The organism is Mixta sp. BE291 (assembly GCF_031457955.1).
Taxonomy (GTDB): Bacteria; Pseudomonadota; Gammaproteobacteria; order Enterobacterales; family Enterobacteriaceae; genus Mixta.
In genome coordinates, this window is record NZ_JAVDXN010000001.1 from 566,949 (window position 1) to 580,356 (window position 13,408).

The following is a 13,408-nucleotide window of genomic DNA, read 5'->3' on the forward strand; positions in this document are numbered from 1 at the left end:
CGCTTAGTTAGTAAGTAACCGATGTTCTTCGTGCCACTTCCTTGATTTCAAGTACTACCGGTTCACCGTATATTAATTCAAAAAGTACTCTGTAGTCTCCAACACGTAACCTGTACTGGTTTTCGCTTCCCTGAAGTTTTTTAATGTCTAAGGTCACTAAGGGGAAAGCAACTAACTCGCCAACTTTCTGATAAATGGTGTTCTGGTAGCGTCTGTCGATCTTGAGAAGGTGCTTAGAAGCACGCTTAGACCAGATCACTTTAACCACTACGCACCTCATTTTTAAAGAACATATCCCGCTTGGGATGATTAGATAATATGATCAATATCTAATCATTGCAAGATCATTTTATCTAATTATCTAATCTTGCAGATGCTCCGTATGTTCATAGCCATATTTGACTTATCTTTTCATAGATTGTGGTTGCTTATTAACCGCTAAGTACTACAATACTTTGATTGAAAAGGCATTTATCACGAAAAAATTTTATGTGTACTATTTAATTTCGGCAACCCGAAGTTTCCGGTGGATATTCCGGCAATTGCCGAAGCGGCGGCGAAATATCAGGTAGCGCTGGAGCTCAACAACTCTTCCTTTACCCACTCGCGGCCCGGCAGCGAGGCAAACTGTCGCGCTATCGCCGCGGCGGTAAAAGCGGCGGGCGGGATGCTGTCGTTTGGTTCTGATTCGCACACCGCGTTTACGCTGGGAAATTTTGACCATTGCCTGCGTATTGCGCGCGAGGTGGATTTTCCAGAGGAACGCGTGTTAAATGTCACGCCGCGCCGCCTGCTCGATTTTCTGGAGCTGCATACTGGCAAGCAGATTGCCGAACTGGCGGATTTCTAAATATTTTATTCGGGATATTGTTCATGAGTAAAAAGTCTAAACGGTATCCCGAACATTCTGACAATTCCAAAATAGTTTAAAACTTTGCGATGTAGCAAACTAATTGCCAAATATATGGTGAGAATGACTGGTCTCATTAAGCATATACCTTGACCGCGTAGTAGCACAAGAGGCCGAGTACATCCAAGAGATGCCTATGCCACGTGAAGGCGGAGTAGGGGGCGGGATTATCTTATCGCTCAGTGCTACTACCGAAAGAACAAACATTACAGTGATTAAAGAACAGGCAAATAATGCCGATATAACTTTTGTCTATTCTTTAGAAAAGGATTCCTCGTGAAAAAACGTCATATCTTCATTATCGCGGTTGTTGGTCTTACTACGTATGCGCAGTTCTCTCCCAAAGGTGCTCCTGTACAGCAAGCGCAGGCTGCAAAATTTGATGTGAATCCAAAGTTAGGTCAAATATGTAAAGCTACTGCCGCAATGACTTTTGGGCGTGATTATAAAATCATGAAGTTGGATAAAGTAGATGCTGAGGGTATCGCTTACGTACATTACAACCGACCATCAGATAATTCACGCTGGGCAATTAAATGCCGACTTGAGGATGACAGAGTACTTTGGGCTTCTGATAATCCAGATAGCCTGGGCCGGTGGCGTAATCATCCAGCCGATGAAGTTATCACCTATAGTATTAACGGCAACAAACTCAATTTGAAGCAAGTATACAGTGACGGCTCAGCTGATAATTCAACATATAACATCAAATGACTGAAAGGCCACCTTTGCAGTGGCCTTTCAATTTAAAGGACTAACTGTTCTGGACGACATTTATAAAGTTTTGCCAGGCGTTCACGTGTCTTCTTTTGCGGTTTGCTTTCAACACGCTCTAATTGAGAGATAGCGCTCTGAGTCGTGCCTAACTGTTCAGCGACATACTGCTGTGAAAGATTGCGGTGTATGCGCCAGGCGGCCTGTAGGCTGACTTCCTGCTCAATCATAATGCCAACCACGTCATGCGGTACGGTTTCATCATCATGCTCATCAGCCTCAATAGGTATACTCTCCCATTCGCCTTCGGCGTCTGAGAGAAGCTTTTCGTACTCTGCTACAGGCAACACCACAAATTGCGGTTTACCTGTTTCGTCGTATATGTACTGTTTTGACATAGTTGATCCGAATATCTATGAGTCGCGGTAAATGTCATAGGTGCGTACCACAGCGGGAATATCCCGCCTGAGGATGCGCTGAGAATACGAGTGATATCTAATGTTATCAATCTTGATTTTCTAATAATCTAATAAAAGATTCGTGCGTTGCTTTTGACCATTGCCTGCGTATTGCGCGCGAGGTGGATTTTCCAGAGGAACGCGTGTTAAATGTCACGCCGCGCCGCCTGCTCGATTTTCTGGAACAGCGGGGCGGGAAGCCTGTCGACGCGTTTGCTGACTTTTAACGGCGGCGTCTTAACCTCTGAACGGACTGAAAGTAATGAATGAGTTTTCCATCATCTGCCGCGTGCTCGGCTCGCTGTTTAATCGTCAGCCGCAGGACCCGCTGCTGGTGCCGCTATTTACGCTGATCCGTGAAGGCAAGCTACAGCAGAACTGGCCGCTGGAGCAGGATGAACTGCTGACACGTCTGCAACAGCATGCCGATCCGCAGGCGCTGGCCGCCGATTACAATGCGCTGTTTGTCGGCAGCGATTGCAGCGTGCCGCCTTATGGCTCGCAGTGGAAAGATGGCCCGGCAGAGGCAGACGTACGCAACTTCCTGCAACAGCGCGGTATGCCGCTGAGCGATGCGCCAGCCGATCATTTCGGCGCGCTGCTGCTGGCGGCCTCGTGGCTGGAAGATCAGGCGCAGGAAGATGAAATCCAGGCGCAAATCGCCTTGTTCGATGACTATCTGCTGCCCTGGTGCGGCGCGTTTCTGGGGAAAGTGGAAGCGCACGCCACCAGCGGCTTTTATCGTACGCTGGCGGCCTTAAGCCGTGAAGCGCTACAGGCGATGCGCGAAGAGCTGTGGGAAGCGCAAGAAGAAGAGGGTGAAGAGGGCGACGACGACGCCTGATGGCGCGTGATTCACCTTGTTAACCGGGCGGGCTTTTGCGCGCTGCCCGGCTCCGCTTAAAACGTCTTCGCCACCATGCCCAGCGCCGCCAGCAGCATAATCAATCCGGCAGATCGGAATAAAATGCGCTGCGCGGCGGCGCTGGTAAGAAAGTGGCGAATCCTCAGCGCTGCCAGAATAAACACCGCGCCGACCGCCAGTAATATCAGCGCCGTAAGCGGCACCAGCACCATCCCCCAGATTAGCAATGAGATACTATCCAGCGACATCACCAGCGGCAGAATGGCCAGATAAAAGGCGATCGTTTTCGGATTGCCCAGGGTAATGGTCAACCCTGAAAACCAGGCTGACGCGAGATCCTTTTTCGTCGCCTTTTGCGCGATATCCACTGCCTGCGGGTTATAGCGCCAGAACTGCCATGCCAGCCAGCCTAAATAGAGCGCGGCCGCCCAGTTAATCAGCGTAAAAAGCGCCGACCCGCTGTGAGCAACCAGCGCCAGGCCGAACACCGATATCGACAGATAGAACAGGTCGCCCAAAATCAACCCCGCCAGCATGGCGAATCCAGCCACTGCGCCTGCGCTTACGCTGCGCGCCACTAATGCCGTCATGCCTGGGCCGGGGATCGCTGCGGCTAAGCCCAGCGCAGCAATATATGAAACGATTTGAGCGGATTCGGGCATAAAAACTCCTGAGTTAACGAGCAGAGTAAGCGCTGAAAAAGGGACATGTTGCCGGCAACGTGCAGGTAAGTTACCCATTGCACGCGGCCCGGCGAGGCGCGTTGATATTGAGATACAGTATGCCGTAAGCGTGCAGGAAAAGGCTGTCTGAATTGCTTGCCAATCGCGCTCTGAGCGGTAAGAATCATCATTTATTGCGGATAAAAAGAAAGGAATTTCCCATTATGACGCTCAGCACGACAGAAATGAAAATCCTGCGGCTTTTGCAGGATGATGCCCGCGTGACCAATCAGGAGCTGGCGGAAAAAACCGGCATGTCCGCTTCGCCCTGCTGGCGGAAAGTGCGCAAGCTGGAAGAGGATGAAGTGATCCAGGGCTATCGGGCGGTGCTGAATCGCAAAAAGATCGGCCTGGGCGTCATGGTGTTTATCCGTATCGTGATTGACTGTCATAGCGAAGCGGAAGCGAAAAAATTTGAGGAGGAGGTGACGGCGCTGGAGGATGTGGTGGCCTGCTACAGTATCGGCGGCGATGCCGATTTTCTGTTGCAGGTGGTGGCTTCCGATCTGGAGTCCTATGCTGATTTTGCCATGTCGGTGGTGCGTAGGCTGCCGCGTATCAAAGAAATGCAAAGCATGTTTGTACTGAAAGAGATCAAGCCGTTGGGCACTTTTCCGATAAAAAAATCCGCTGAAATAATGTAGCTGGCGTGGTTACAGCGCGCCAGGCCGTAAGCCCGGCGTCCCACCGATTTGTTATCAGGCTGGCAGCCAGCTGGCGGAAAACGTGCGTACACCCCGGCAGCGCGTTTTCCTGTTACGGCTGGCGTTTCCGCCGGTGCGATAAACGCGGGAAACGGGCATGCATGCGTAAATTGCGGATATTGATCACCGCGATCGCCGTGCCGCAAATCACCAGCAGCGAACCAATGATTTTATACATATTCATGCTATCGCCCAGCACCAGCACGCCCATGATCACCGCCAGCACCGGCGTCAGCAGCGAGTAGGGCATAATCAGGTTAACGTTATATTTTTTCAGCAGCGCATACCACAGCGAATAGGCCACGACAGAAGAGGCGATAGCGCTGTATAAAATGCCGAACCAGCCGCGCCACGAGGCGTGCAGCAGCGCGTCAATTTGATGCGCTTCGGTCAGCCACGAGGTGAGGCCGACAATCGGTATCGCCATAAACGACAGCCAGCCGGTCATGGCTAATGGCTTAATCGGCGGCGCCTTTTTAACAATTAGATTGCTGATAGCCCAGCCGCAGGCGCTGGTCAGTAACAGCGCCAGCACCCACCAGGAGGAGATGGTCGGGCTGCCGGTTAACACCACCACGCCGCTCAGGGAAACCGCGATGCCGAGCAGCTGAATCAGCGTGAGCTTCTCTTTTAACATTACCCACGCCAGCAGCATGGCAATCGGCGTGCCCAGCTGCACCAGCACCGCGCCGGTGCCCGCATCGGTGTAGCTGATGCCGACAAACAGCAGCGAGAAATGCATAAAGCCGAAGGTAAACGCCAGCGCCGCCAGCCAGGGTAGCTGAGCGCGCGTAATGCGGGTAAAAGGGATCAGAATCAGCGCGACCACCACAAAACGCATACAGGTCATCCATAACGGCGGCAGATCGAGCAGCCCCCATTTAATGGCCACATTATTAAACGCCCAGATAGTTACCACCATCAACACCAGCAAAAAATGACGCAGAGCCACGACACCATCCTTAATTGTCAGACGTAAATCATTAACTATCATGACAGGTATCGGCAGGCAGACAAGCCTTAGCACGGCGATTTACTAAGCCTGCTTATCATCAATCGGGACATCTTCGGCAAAAGTGATGGGCCAGCCGCTGCCGGGTACTTATACAGCATCACTGTAGCGGCCGCTGTCCTGTCGCCCGGCTTGCCTTTGCATCCACGCCTGATTTTACGGTGTTTCTGACAGCGTGATCCGCTTAACGTCTGAGAGGGTTACTTCCCACCGTGCTCACACTTTTCTCTTGTGGCGACTGACAAAGCCTTTGCACTCGGTCATGTTAATCAATGGTTGCTCATTTGTTAGCTAATACCACAGGAGAATCGGTATGCGTTACGCCTGGCCAGGATATAAAGATTCGCTGATAACGCTACAGCAGCGTTATGGCAACTACATCAACGGTGAATTTGTTGCGCCGGTTAACGGCGACTATTTCACCAACACATCGCCAGTGGATGGCTCGGTTATCGGCGAATTCCCGCGCTCCGGTTCGCAGGATATCGAAAATGCGCTGGACGCCGCGCATGCTGCCGCCGATCGCTGGGGTAAAACCTCTGTACAGGTACGTTCACAGCTGCTGCTGAAAATCGCCGATCGCCTGGAGCAGAATCTGGAGCGTATCGCGGTACATGAAACCTGGGATAACGGCAAACCGGTACGCGAGACGCTGGCGGCAGATTTACCATTGGCGGTGGATCACTTCCGCTATTTTGCCGGTTGTATTCGCGCGCAGGAAGGCACGGCGGCGGAAATCGATGAACATACCGCCGCTTACCATATTCACGAACCGCTGGGCGTGGTAGGGCAGATTATCCCATGGAACTTCCCGCTGCTGATGGCGGCCTGGAAGCTGGCACCGGCGCTGGCGGCGGGCAACTGCGTGGTGCTGAAGCCCGCCGAGCAGACGCCGCTTTCGATTACGCTGTTTGCCGAGCTGGTGGGCGATCTGCTGCCCGCTGGCGTGCTGAACGTGGTGCATGGCTTTGGCCGTGAAGCGGGCGAGGCGCTGGCGGGCAATCCGCGCATCGCGAAAATCGCCTTTACCGGCTCAACCGCTACCGGCACCCATATTCTGGAGCTGGCGGCAAAAAATCTGATCCCTTCTACCGTCGAGCTGGGCGGTAAATCGCCGAACATTTTCTTTGAAGATATTATGCAGGCCGAGCCGTCATTTATTGAAAAAGCGGCGGAAGGCGTGGTGCTGGGCTTTCTTAACCAGGGCGAGGTTTGTACCTGTCCTTCGCGCGCGTTGATTCAGGAATCCATTTACGAGCCGTTTATCGCTGCGGTGATGGCGCGAATTAAAACCATTCGACGCGGCGATCCGCTCGATACCGAAACCATGATTGGCGCGCAGGCTTCGCAGCAGCAGTTCGATAAAATTCTCTCTTATCTGGAGATTGCGCAGAAAGAGGGCGCAGAGATCCTGACCGGCGGCGGCATCGAGCCAACTCAGGGGCAGCTGCAAAGCGGTTACTATATCCAGCCGACGCTGCTGAAAGGCAGCAATAATATGCGGGTGTTTCAGGAAGAGATCTTCGGGCCGGTGGTGGGCATTACCACCTTTAAAGATGAGGCGGAAGCGATCGCGATTGCTAACGATTCGATTTACGGACTTGGCGCGGGGGTCTGGACACGGGATATTAACCGCGCCTGGCGCGTTGGACGCGCAATCAAAGCGGGGCGCGTCTGGACCAACTGTTATCACCTCTATCCGGCGCATGCGGCGTTCGGCGGTTACAAAAAATCGGGCATTGGGCGTGAAACCCATAAAATGATGCTCGATCACTATCAGCAGACGAAAAACCTGCTGGTGAGCTACAGCATCGAGCCGCTCGGCTTTTTCTGATGTTACCTGCCGACTAAGGGGCGTTTATCGCCCCTTTTTTATTGCGTTATGCTGATTTGTCGCCAGCGTGACGGATCTCCCGCGTCTGACGTTCTATGCTTAGCCTTTACGCCAACGTAACGGGAGCGTTATGAACGTGGGAATTTTGCTGCTGGCAGCCGGGGAAAGCCGACGTTATCGCGCCGCCTGCGGCCGCCACAAGCTGCTGGAACCGGTGGCGGGCGAACCGATGCTGGCGCGCAGCTACCGTATCGCCAGGGAAAGCCATCTGCCGGTGGCGGTGGTGCTCAGGCCGGAACCGCTGGCGCTGCGGCGCTGCATTGGCGGCGCGCGTCAGATCATTTTGCCCAGCGCGGGCATCGCCAGCTCTATCGCCGCTGGCGTGCAGGCGACTGCGCACTGGCAAGGCTGGCTCGTTATGCTGGCGGATATGCCATGGCTTCGTCCGACAACGCTGCAACAGACGGCAGAAGCATTGAAAACGCATCAGCGGGTACGCGCCTGCTGGCAGGGGCAGCCGGGGCATCCGGTTGGTTTTGGTCGCAGCTGCTACGCTCAGCTGGCTGCGTTAAGCGGCGAAACGGCGGCGCGTGAGCTGTTGGCGCAGCACGATGTTTATCTGCTGGCGACGCAGGATGCGGGCGTGGTGCGCGATGTCGATCTGCCGTCGATGCTATCAGGAGAGGAATAATGCACTCACTCGATCAACAGGTTATCGACCGTGCGTTGCAATGGCATCAGCAGGGAGAATGCGTCTGGCTTTGCACCGTTTTGCACAGCTGGGGATCGGCGCCGCGTGCGCCTGGCGCGCTGCTGGTGGCAAATCAGCAGGGGCAATTTTGTGGCTCGCTCTCGGGTGGCTGTATTGAAGAGGATTTTCTGGCGCGCTTACAGCAGGGCAGTTTTAATGCTGCCAGCCAGCTGGTGCGCTATGGCGAAGGCGGGCTGGCGACCGCCATTCGTCTGCCGTGCGGCGGCGTGCTGGATGTGCTGATCGAGCGGCTGCCGCCGGACGCTGCCAGCCTGAACCATCTGCAACGTTTGCAGCAGGCGCTGACGGGCGGCGAGCGTCTGCGCAAGCAGTTGGTCATCGGGCAGCGCGCAGAGCTGGAAACCGATACCGATCGCGTGCCGCGCGCGCTCTGTTATGACTGCGACAGCGTTTCCTTATCGGTGGGCAGCGTACCGACGCTGCTGCTGGCGGGGTATTCCACGGTAGCGGGCGAGTGTTTGCGTCTGGCGCTAATGTTGGGGATGCAGACCCTTGTATGTGAGCATCGCGACGCTTTCTGGCAGCAGCTACAGGATAACCATGCGCCGCAGCCGCATCTGCGCTGCATTAACCAGCATCCGGCGCGCTATCTGGAGCTGCACGGCGCAACGGATCAAACGGCAGTGATCTGCGCCACGCACGATCCGCGCGTGGACGATTTGGCGTTGCTGGAAGCGGTGAATACGCCCGCTTTTTATCTGGGCGCGATGGGTTCTGCGCGCAACAGCCAGCAGCGGCTGGCGCGCCTGCGTCGCATCGGTGAGCTGGATGAGCGCGCCTTGCAACGCATACACGCACCCATCGGCCTGCCGATCGGCAGCAAAACGCCAATGGAAATCGCGCTGGCGATCATGGCGGATATCGTACGTGTGAAAAATGGGCGTTAATCCCGGTTGGTAAAACGATAGGGGGAAATATCGGAAAAAACAGCCTTTCCTCTGGCGATCTGGCGTGACGGCATAGTATTACTATGCTTAAAAGGATGCACTTTCAACGGAGAGAGATGATGTCAGTAAGCCGTAGCCTGTTTGACGAGCGTGATGAAACGCTGGACGCGCTTGAAGAAAGCCTGATTGCAGTGAACTTGCCGGGACGGCAAACGCTGCATCTGAGTGATAAAGAGCGCTTCCCTGCGCTAATGAGTGAGCATCATAGCGCGCTGCGCGACCCGCTGTATGACAGCGATGAGCGCGTATACTGGCGCTGAACCGGTTTTTAATTCATGAGAGGCGTAAACGCCTCTCATGAAGTTTTACACTGCGGCGGTTTTGAAAATCGCTACGCTGCGGCTAAGGTGAGACGCCTGATCCTCCAGCGACGCGGCCGCTGCGGCTGCCTGTTCCACCAGCGCGGCGTTCTGCTGCGTGACTTCATCCATCTGCGTCACCGCCTGGCCCACATGTTCAATACCGTTTGCCTGCTCATCGGACGCATTGGAGATCTCAGTCATAATCTCTGACACGCGCTGAATAGAGGTCACGATATCTTTCATGGTGGTGCCGGCATCGGCCACCAGCGAGGTGCCTTCCGTGACGCGTTCTGAAGATTGATGGATCAGCTGTTTGATCTCTTTCGCTGCCGTTGCGCTGCGCTGCGCCAGCGCGCGGACTTCGCTGGCAACCACCGCAAAGCCGCGTCCCTGTTCGCCCGCACGTGCGGCTTCAACCGCGGCGTTCAGCGCCAGGATATTGGTCTGGAAAGCGATGCCTTCGATGGTGCTGATAATATCCACGATATGCTGGGAGCTTTCCGCAATCGCCGACATGGTGGTCACCACCTGGTTCACCACATTGCCGCCGCGCAGCGCGACCTGCGACGCATCGCTGGCCAGCGTGCTGGCGTGTTGGGCGTTAGAGGTGTTCTGCCGTACCGTGGCGGTCAGCTGTTCCATGCTGGCTGAAGTCTCTTCCAGCGAGGCCGCCTGTTGCTCGGTGCGGCTGGAGAGATCGATATTGCCCGTTGCCACTTCTTTCGCCGCGCTGTCGATGGAGGCAGAAGCGTTTTGAATATCCGAGACGACGCGGGTCAGCTGGGCCTGCATGGCAGCCAGCGCGGTTATCAGCGTACCGGTTTCATCACGCGAATCCGCTACCAGTCGGGTAGTTAAATCGCCGGTTGCGATTGCCTGCGCGGCGCTTACCGCGCGCTGTAACGGCAGGGTAATAGCGCGCGTCAGCATATAACCCAGTGCGACCGCGATAGCTAAACCGAACAGCGAACCAAACAGCAGCGTCAGCATGGTTTGTGAAGTGGTGGATGCCACGGTTACCTGACGTTCCGCCAGCAGCGACCGCTCTGCGTCTGCGATTTCTGCGATGATGGCGCGCATATTATCCATTTGCGCTTTGCCGGTATTCGCTTCAAACGCGTCGATGAACGCCTGCTCCGTTAGGGTTCCGGCGTTGGCGGCGCGACGGTTTTCCGTCAGCGAGGCAGCAAAAGCGCTAAGCCAGGTTTTTTCCAGCTGCAACAGCCGATCCAGACGATCTTGCTGCACCGGGTTATCGGAAGTGAGGTTTTTAGCCAGTTCCAGATGCTGTAAAAAGGTTTTTTGCCCGGAGAGGTAAGGCTGTAGCATCTCTTCCTTACCGTTAAGCGCATAGCCGCGCAGCCCGGTTTCCATATTGACCAGGCTTTCAACCAGGCCGCGACTCTCATCAATCACCTGATAGGTGTGTACGTTCCAGCTATTTGCGGTGACGATGCGTGAGAAATTGGCGTAAAAAGCGGCGCAGATCAGCAACAGCACTGCGACAACCGCCCCGAACGCGAGAATAAACTTTCGCTTGATGGTTAAATTTTTAAACATATGTGATTACCCGAGAGTTGTGGTCAGTCCAGTTATGCCGTAAGGATGCTTAAGCATCGGCGCTAACCGACAAATCTTTAGCGGCGGGCGTATAAGAAAAAAGGGTTTTTTATGGCCGCTTCGCTAAATATCGACCACAACATTTAACATTGACGTTAACAATTCGGCCGCAGTAAGATGCGCTGGATTAGTCTTAGCTGTAGACAGGATGTTACACAGGGAAAAAGCGGGGAGGGGTTCCTGACAGGTTCACGGATGACGTGCTGGCTATTCTTCTGGTCATAATCAAACAGGAAATTGTTTTTCCTTATGCGCGGGCAATAAACGGCGCAGATGGCCAAAAATATACGCATATGTACATAACATCCTGATGTGAACGTTACATATAATACTCCCTAAATAGTCGTGGTTATTCTGAAATGTCCGCACGCTCGCTTATTTTATTTTTTCTGTTTCTTCAGCTTTTTATACCAACGGGTCAGGCTCGCGAAATCAATTTATATTCTGTTAATACAGGGTCTTTTGTTTATCATCTCCTTGATAATCAAGGAATGTATACTGAAAAATTTGATAATCAATTTTTCTCTGCGGAGAGACGCTTTTCTGAGAATTCAGAATACAGTCTGCTGCTCGGGACGATGAAAAACAGTTATGGCGATCGTTGCCTGGCGCTGGGCGTCCGCAAAGACTGGAAAAAACAAAGCCGTTGGACGTTTAAAGGCGTTTACGGTTATACCGGTGAATTCTTTTTCGATACCTTTAGTCACTGCGGTGATGATGGTATTTACCGTTCTTTCAAAAAAACCACTGGTGTAGGGTTCGCTCCCTATATTTACCATGCCGTGCAGTATAATTTTACCGATTACTTTGGCGTTGAAAGTGGGATTATCTTCCCGTCGGTTTTTGTTATCAGCATGCAGTGGAGTTTCAGGTAAGCTGATTGTTGATATATAAAATATAGCGCTGATGTTCTGTGGCGGTGTTAACGATTACGTTGATGCCGCCGATAAATCTTTCACTCTCCCTCTTTTCGCCCCCTCATGTAAAGAAAAGGAACAGTTAGCTGGTCAATTAAATAGTAAGCATAACGAAAATATCTTACCGCATTCATTTTCAACTTCAAAAACACTTCAAGCGCGAAGGTAATCTATTTACCTTATAGTCGTTTCGGCGTAGTTTATTGCTCAGTGTAACGGATTAATCATATACAAGAACAGGAGGTTCTATGGTGGAATTAACCGATCCATCCTTGCAGTCCGTCAGTTTCCCATGTGTTGTTTTTGAAACGCAAAAGAAGATGGAGGACTACGTGGCGGAAGATATGCGTTATGGAGATTTGAGTGAGTCGCTGCTTAAATCTTACTTTCATTTAAACGATGTCTCTACCCGCGTTGATCCCTGGACCCTGACAAGGGTTTCTCCTTTTAACCAACCGCACTCACGCTTTCACGGTTCACGCCAGCAGGGTGCCAGCGTGTCGCGTGAGGCATGTATTGCTATCCTTTTTGACGAGTTCCGTGCGCTATCCAGCTTTCCGTTTGCTGTTTATAGCCCTTATAAAATGTTGATTAAACAGATGATTACGCATATGCAGCACGGCGGCGGCGCGCCGTTTGAAAATATATTACTGGATGCGGCGCTAAAGGAGCGAATCGTTGAGGATAAAAAAGAGAGTAATTCGTTGGAAATGTTAAGGCAATCTATCTTAGCAAATATCTTATGGGATAAAGGGATATTGCCTGAAGGTAAAAGGAGGTCCATATATACAGATATGAAAGAGTGTCGCCTCCCTAAATTTAACAGGATTAAAGACAGCTTTAACGGCATGGCCATAACGGTACATGATATTTTTGCCGCACAAATCATAATAGAGGATTTAGTAATAAAGGAGGGTAAGTTTACAGCGGTTATCCGCTATAACATCCAGGACCATTTTGGCCTCGATAAGGATGATATCCTTAAGCCCCACTTCCATCAGTTCAGGTTCTTTCGTATCTGGTTTGTGCTACAGCGCTATGAGCGCTTTGGCTATAAGCCTTTTATGATCAATATGTGCGCGCGCGTAGAGATATCGGGATATGAACATGAAAAGCAACAAACACTTTAGGCTGATTCTGTTACTGCTGGCATTGTGCGCCATCGGTTACGGTACCTATTACGCGCTAAGAAAAACGGAAATCGTTGAAGGGCATATTTATCCAGCTGGCAAATATATATATAGCCAGCATCTGGTGGTAAAGCACTTTCCGCTAACCGATAAAGCTAAAATCAGCTGGTGGAAAAGCAACGTAGCGCTGCTTAAAACGCGTTATGACCTGGAGGTATCGGGAGGCAGCAGATATTCCGTCGTGATCTGGGATTATGGCAGCGGCTATGAAGTGTATCGTGAAGGAAGTTTTCTGGAGTTCTCACAGCCGGATCACTTCTGCTTTGAGGATATGACAGCCGACGAAAATTGCCTGGATAAAGGCAATATCTTGATGAAGGTCAAAATGGACGCTTCCGGTCGGATAAATTACGACATAGGCCTGAAAACATACGTCGAAGAAAAAAGTGGGCGCATGTGGGTAAGAGAGTGGCGATAAGCCACTAAAAATGCGCCCGCAGG

16 protein-coding genes and 2 pseudogenes are annotated in these 13,408 nt (G+C 52.4%); 13 read left to right on the forward strand and 5 right to left on the reverse strand.

Going from position 1 to position 13,408, the window contains the following annotated elements; translation table 11 throughout:
- Positions 1-7 precede the first annotated feature (7 nt).
- Positions 8-268 (reverse strand): type II toxin-antitoxin system RelE family toxin, encoded by a 261-nt coding sequence (locus J2X14_RS02715; protein ID WP_352409668.1) that lies wholly within the window; start codon positions 266-268, stop codon positions 8-10.
- Positions 269-508: 240 nt separating this feature from the next.
- Here J2X14_RS02715 and J2X14_RS02720 point away from each other — a divergent pair.
- From J2X14_RS02720 to J2X14_RS02730, 3 genes and pseudogenes are all read left to right on the forward strand, one after another.
- Positions 509-850 (forward strand): annotated as a pseudogene (locus J2X14_RS02720) (phosphatase); the annotation flags it as partial.
- A 196-nt stretch (positions 851-1,046) separates the two neighbouring features.
- On the forward strand, positions 1,047-1,190 hold the full coding sequence (locus tag J2X14_RS02725; protein WP_352409669.1) for a hypothetical protein: 144 nt from the start codon (positions 1,047-1,049) through the stop codon (positions 1,188-1,190).
- Between the two features lie 20 nt (positions 1,191-1,210).
- A complete protein-coding gene (locus tag J2X14_RS02730; RefSeq protein WP_502889958.1) occupies positions 1,211-1,624 on the forward strand; it encodes a hypothetical protein in 414 nt (137 codons plus the stop codon).
- A 32-nt stretch (positions 1,625-1,656) separates the two neighbouring features.
- Here the strand turns inward: J2X14_RS02730 and J2X14_RS02735 are convergent, their stop codons facing one another.
- Positions 1,657-2,022 carry a helix-turn-helix domain-containing protein gene (locus tag J2X14_RS02735; RefSeq protein ID WP_352409671.1) on the reverse strand — a complete coding sequence of 122 codons (366 nt, stop codon included), beginning with the start codon at positions 2,020-2,022 and terminating at the stop codon, positions 1,657-1,659.
- A 152-nt stretch (positions 2,023-2,174) separates the two neighbouring features.
- Here J2X14_RS02735 and J2X14_RS02740 point away from each other — a divergent pair.
- Both J2X14_RS02740 and J2X14_RS02745 read left to right on the forward strand, forming a co-directional pair.
- Positions 2,175-2,309, forward strand: a pseudogene (locus J2X14_RS02740) (phosphatase); the annotation flags it as partial.
- A gap of 35 nt (positions 2,310-2,344) precedes the next feature.
- On the forward strand, positions 2,345-2,926 hold the full coding sequence (locus J2X14_RS02745; protein ID WP_352409672.1) for a TorD/DmsD family molecular chaperone: 582 nt from the start codon (positions 2,345-2,347) through the stop codon (positions 2,924-2,926).
- 56 nt (positions 2,927-2,982) lie between these two features.
- On the opposite strand, the gene J2X14_RS02750 is transcribed toward J2X14_RS02745, so the two are convergent.
- A complete protein-coding gene (locus J2X14_RS02750) occupies positions 2,983-3,609 on the reverse strand; it encodes a LysE family translocator (RefSeq protein ID WP_352409673.1) in 627 nt (208 codons plus the stop codon).
- 224 nt (positions 3,610-3,833) lie between these two features.
- Between J2X14_RS02750 and J2X14_RS02755 the strand changes: the two genes are divergently transcribed.
- On the forward strand, positions 3,834-4,313 hold the full coding sequence (locus J2X14_RS02755; RefSeq protein ID WP_352409674.1) for an Lrp/AsnC family transcriptional regulator: 480 nt from the start codon (positions 3,834-3,836) through the stop codon (positions 4,311-4,313).
- A 112-nt stretch (positions 4,314-4,425) separates the two neighbouring features.
- Here J2X14_RS02755 and J2X14_RS02760 read toward each other — a convergent pair whose 3' ends face one another.
- Entirely contained in the window at positions 4,426-5,325 is a 900-nt protein-coding gene (locus J2X14_RS02760; RefSeq protein ID WP_352409675.1) for a DMT family transporter, read from the reverse strand.
- A 373-nt stretch (positions 5,326-5,698) separates the two neighbouring features.
- Between J2X14_RS02760 and exaC the strand changes: the two genes are divergently transcribed.
- The 4 genes from exaC (at position 5,699) to J2X14_RS02780 (ending at position 9,198) form a co-directional block, all read left to right on the forward strand.
- A complete protein-coding gene (gene exaC, locus J2X14_RS02765) occupies positions 5,699-7,219 on the forward strand; it encodes an acetaldehyde dehydrogenase ExaC (RefSeq protein ID WP_352409676.1) in 1,521 nt (506 codons plus the stop codon).
- Positions 7,220-7,349: 130 nt separating this feature from the next.
- Positions 7,350-7,910: a nucleotidyltransferase family protein gene (locus tag J2X14_RS02770; protein ID WP_352409677.1), complete on the forward strand. Its 561-nt coding sequence runs from the start codon at positions 7,350-7,352 to the stop codon at positions 7,908-7,910.
- A complete protein-coding gene (locus J2X14_RS02775; RefSeq protein WP_352409678.1) occupies positions 7,910-8,878 on the forward strand; it encodes an XdhC family protein in 969 nt (322 codons plus the stop codon). The genes J2X14_RS02770 and J2X14_RS02775 overlap by 1 nt, the downstream gene beginning before the upstream one ends.
- 116 nt (positions 8,879-8,994) lie before the next feature.
- Positions 8,995-9,198, forward strand: a complete 204-nt coding sequence (locus tag J2X14_RS02780; RefSeq protein WP_352409679.1) for a hypothetical protein — start codon at positions 8,995-8,997, stop codon at positions 9,196-9,198.
- 45 nt (positions 9,199-9,243) lie between these two features.
- Here the strand turns inward: J2X14_RS02780 and J2X14_RS02785 are convergent, their stop codons facing one another.
- Entirely contained in the window at positions 9,244-10,800 is a 1,557-nt protein-coding gene (locus J2X14_RS02785) for a methyl-accepting chemotaxis protein (protein ID WP_352409680.1), read from the reverse strand.
- Between the two features lie 419 nt (positions 10,801-11,219).
- On the opposite strand from J2X14_RS02785, the gene J2X14_RS02790 reads away from it, so the two are divergent.
- The 3 genes from J2X14_RS02790 to J2X14_RS02800 all read left to right on the forward strand — a co-directional run bounded on the left by J2X14_RS02790 (position 11,220) and on the right by J2X14_RS02800 (position 13,385).
- Positions 11,220-11,735, forward strand: a complete 516-nt coding sequence (locus J2X14_RS02790) for a hypothetical protein (protein ID WP_352409681.1) — start codon at positions 11,220-11,222, stop codon at positions 11,733-11,735.
- Positions 11,736-12,025: 290 nt separating this feature from the next.
- Positions 12,026-12,907 (forward strand): DUF3289 family protein, encoded by an 882-nt coding sequence (locus J2X14_RS02795; protein WP_352409682.1) that lies wholly within the window; start codon positions 12,026-12,028, stop codon positions 12,905-12,907.
- Positions 12,885-13,385, forward strand: coding sequence for a DUF943 family protein (locus J2X14_RS02800; protein ID WP_352409683.1), 501 nt, complete (start codon positions 12,885-12,887; stop codon positions 13,383-13,385). The genes J2X14_RS02795 and J2X14_RS02800 overlap by 23 nt, the downstream gene beginning before the upstream one ends.
- Positions 13,386-13,408 lie beyond the last annotated feature (23 nt).

What these genes read in the sequence shown, in the direction of transcription:
- J2X14_RS02795 (WP_352409682.1), top strand. Translation starts at nt 12,026, where the DNA reads ATGGTGGAATTAACCGATCCATCCTTGCAGTCCGTCAGTTTCCCATGT.
- exaC (WP_352409676.1), top strand. Translation starts at nt 5,699, where the DNA reads ATGCGTTACGCCTGGCCAGGATATAAAGATTCGCTGATAACGCTACAG.
- J2X14_RS02790 (WP_352409681.1), top strand. Translation starts at nt 11,220, where the DNA reads ATGTCCGCACGCTCGCTTATTTTATTTTTTCTGTTTCTTCAGCTTTTT.
- J2X14_RS02780 (WP_352409679.1), top strand. Translation starts at nt 8,995, where the DNA reads ATGATGTCAGTAAGCCGTAGCCTGTTTGACGAGCGTGATGAAACGCTG.
- J2X14_RS02755 (WP_352409674.1), top strand. Translation starts at nt 3,834, where the DNA reads ATGACGCTCAGCACGACAGAAATGAAAATCCTGCGGCTTTTGCAGGAT.
- J2X14_RS02735 (WP_352409671.1), bottom strand. Translation starts at nt 2,022, where the DNA reads ATGTCAAAACAGTACATATACGACGAAACAGGTAAACCGCAATTTGTG.
- J2X14_RS02750 (WP_352409673.1), bottom strand. Translation starts at nt 3,609, where the DNA reads ATGCCCGAATCCGCTCAAATCGTTTCATATATTGCTGCGCTGGGCTTA.
- J2X14_RS02745 (WP_352409672.1), top strand. Translation starts at nt 2,345, where the DNA reads ATGAATGAGTTTTCCATCATCTGCCGCGTGCTCGGCTCGCTGTTTAAT.
- J2X14_RS02770 (WP_352409677.1), top strand. Translation starts at nt 7,350, where the DNA reads ATGAACGTGGGAATTTTGCTGCTGGCAGCCGGGGAAAGCCGACGTTAT.
- J2X14_RS02775 (WP_352409678.1), top strand. Translation starts at nt 7,910, where the DNA reads ATGCACTCACTCGATCAACAGGTTATCGACCGTGCGTTGCAATGGCAT.
- J2X14_RS02785 (WP_352409680.1), bottom strand. Translation starts at nt 10,800, where the DNA reads ATGTTTAAAAATTTAACCATCAAGCGAAAGTTTATTCTCGCGTTCGGG.
- J2X14_RS02725 (WP_352409669.1), top strand. Translation starts at nt 1,047, where the DNA reads ATGCCACGTGAAGGCGGAGTAGGGGGCGGGATTATCTTATCGCTCAGT.
- J2X14_RS02800 (WP_352409683.1), top strand. Translation starts at nt 12,885, where the DNA reads ATGAAAAGCAACAAACACTTTAGGCTGATTCTGTTACTGCTGGCATTG.